We start from the raw sequence: 2,685 nt of genomic DNA on the forward strand, positions 1-2,685 counted from the left end.
GCGGCAGTCCAGCAGAGGGGGACGACCTGGCGCAGAAGCCTGACGCGATCACCCGGTGGTGGCGCGGAACCAGTCTGCGCGCGAAGGTCACCGGGGTCACTGTCGCGCTCCTGGCGGTCGGGCTCATCGCGGCGGGCGTCGGCACGGCGGTGTTCCTGCGCAACTCGCTGATCGACGGCGTCGACACCCAATTGCAGTCGCTCGCGGGCACCGAGGCCGCGGCGCCGCTTCTCGACTTCTCGTCGGTCGACGGCCACCTCGTCGTCACGTCGAAAGAGAACCAGATCGGCGTCGACTACTTCGTCGCGGTCTACGACCCGAATCAGGGCGACAAGATGCTCGCCCTCGTCGGCGGCCGAGGGGGTCCTGCCCCCGTCGTTCCCGAGACCCTGTCGCTGACCGAGGCGCAGACACAGCAGGGCCAGATCCGCGAGCTCACCTCGGCGGACGGAGAGGCCACGTTCCGCGCGACGGTCTCGGTGCAGCAGTACGAGGGCGGCCAGCTGTACCCGCAGCTCGTCGCATCCTCGCTCGCCTCGGTCAACCGCACGATCGCGCAGTACCTCGGCATCTACTCGATCCTCGCGCTCGTGATCCTGATCGCGGGTGCGTTCGCGACCCGCTTCCTCGTGACGCTGACGTTCCGGAGCCTCGGTCAGGTCGAGGCGACGGCCGATCTGATCGCGGGCGGAGACCTCACCCAGCGCATGACCGACATCGAGCCGAAGACCACCGAGGTCGGGCGCCTGAAGACCGCGATCAACGCGATGCTCGACCGCGTCGACGGCGCGCTGTCGCAGCGTGACGCGACGGTGCGACAGATGCGCCGGTTCATCGGCGATGCGAGTCACGAGCTGCGCACGCCGCTCGTGACCGTGCGGGGCTACGCCGAGCTGTACCGCATGGGCGCCGTGCGCGGCGACGAGCAGATCGCCCAGTCGATGGACCGCATCGAGAAGGAGGCGATCCGCATGGGCGTGCTCGTCGAGGACCTTCTCGCGCTCGCCCGGCTGGACGAGCGCCGCGATGTCGTGATCGTCCCGGTCGACCTGCGCCCGGTCGCGAGGGATGCCGCGCTCGACGTCCGGGCCGCCGCCCCGATGCGCCCCGTCACGGTGCTCGACACGACGCTCATCGACCCGGAGCCGGCGCTCCGGGCCGAGGCCGCCGCGACCCCCGAGGCCAAGCGGCGCGGCACGCCGCCGTCGGCGATCTCGCGCGCGGGTGCGACGCTCTCGATGCTGCGGCGCCGCCCCAAGCCGCTTCCCGCGGCGCAGGCGAACGGAGGGGCGGGCGAACTGCCGTCGCTCGTGCCGGAGCCCGAGCACGCGGCCCCCGCGGGCGCGCTCGTACCGATCGTGCTCGGCGACGAGAACCGCATCCGCCAGGTGGTGACGAACCTGCTCGGCAACGCCCGCCGGTACTCGGCCGAGGACTCCCCCATCGATCTGCGGGTCGGCGTCGATCACACGAGCCGTCTGGGCTGGATCGAGGTCGTCGATCACGGCGAGGGCGTGCCCGACCAGATCAAGGAGAAGATCTTCCAGCGCTTCTGGCGCGCCGACACGTCGCGCACGCGAGAGACCGGTGGCTCCGGCCTCGGCCTGTCGATCGTCGCGTCGATCGTCGAGGCGCTGCACGGAACCGTGGGGGTCGTCGACACCCCCGGCGGAGGCGCGACCTTCCGCGTGTCGTTCCCCCTCGCCGATGCCCGCGAGGCCGCGGAGCACGCGTCGATCCCCACGCAGCCGCTGCAGCGTCTGACCGATCTGTCCGGCTGAGTCGGCGCGCTCCCTCCCCAGGCACCCGCTCCGCCCGGGTTGTGCACAGATGTCCCGGGAGGGAAGGGATGCCGCCTCCCGCGGATGCGCCGGCCCCTAACGTGGCGGACACAGCGGGTTCGGCATCCGGCCGCCCCCTGCACACACAGGAGTCTCCATGGCCGTCTTCACCGTCGACAGCGATTCGATCCTCACCTCCACCGCGTCGGTGCGCGGCACGATCGACCGGCTGCAGGCCGAGTCGACTGCCATGCTCGCCCAGCTGACACAGCTGCAGTCGTCATGGACGGGATCGGCGTCCGTCGCGTTCGCCGGCGTGGTCGAGCAGTGGCGTGGCACGCAGCGTCAGGTCGAGGAGTCGCTCGCAAGCATCAACGCCGCCCTTGCTGCCGCCGGCCGTCAGTACGCCGACACCGAACTGGCGGCGACCAGCCTGTTCCGCTGACCCCTCGTTCCCCCGGAGACGACGAAGGCCCCTCCGCGAGGAGGGGCCTTCGTTTCGAGCAGGTGGGATCAGAAGTCCATGCCACCGGTCGGGTCGCCGGCCGGAGCCGCGACCTTCTCGGGCTTGTCGGCGACGACGGCCTCGGTCGTGAGGAAGAGACCGGCGATCGACGCGGCGTTCTGCAGCGCCGAACGCGTCACCTTGGCGGGGTCGATGATGCCCTGTGCGAACAGGTCGCCGTACTCGCCCGTGGCGGCGTTGAGGCCGTGGCCGAGCGGGAGCTCCGAGACCTTGTTCGCCACTAAGCCCGGCTCGAGACCGGCGTTGAGGGCGATCTGCTTCAGCGGGGCCTCGATCGCGACGCGCACGATGTTCGCGCCGGTAGCCTCGTCACCGGTCAGCTCGAGGGCCTCGAGGGCCTTCTTGCCGGACTGGATGAGGGCGACGCCACCACCGGCG

Annotated in this window: 3 protein-coding genes; 2 read left to right on the forward strand and 1 reads right to left on the reverse strand. The window is 71.1% G+C overall.

Annotated features, from left to right (window positions below):
- The first annotated feature begins 149 nt into the window (after positions 1–149).
- Positions 150–1,781 (forward strand): ATP-binding protein, encoded by a 1,632-nt coding sequence (locus tag ACTHNQ_RS10155; protein ID WP_440333263.1) that lies wholly within the window; start codon positions 150–152, stop codon positions 1,779–1,781.
- Positions 1,782–1,938: 157 nt separating this feature from the next.
- Entirely contained in the window at positions 1,939–2,226 is a 288-nt protein-coding gene (locus ACTHNQ_RS10160) for a WXG100 family type VII secretion target (RefSeq protein ID WP_440333261.1), read from the forward strand.
- Positions 2,227–2,294: 68 nt separating this feature from the next.
- Here ACTHNQ_RS10160 and ACTHNQ_RS10165 read toward each other — a convergent pair.
- The coding region (locus ACTHNQ_RS10165; RefSeq protein WP_440333262.1) for a TCP-1/cpn60 chaperonin family protein at positions 2,295–2,685 on the reverse strand (391 nt) is incomplete at its 5' end.

Source organism: Microbacterium sp., assembly GCF_051953575.1.
Lineage (GTDB): Bacteria > Actinomycetota > Actinomycetes > Actinomycetales > Microbacteriaceae > Microbacterium.

Coding starts and splice junctions, on each gene's coding strand:
- ACTHNQ_RS10160 (WP_440333261.1), top strand. CDS start 1,939: ATGGCCGTCTTCACCGTCGACAGCGATTCGATCCTCACCTCCACCGCG.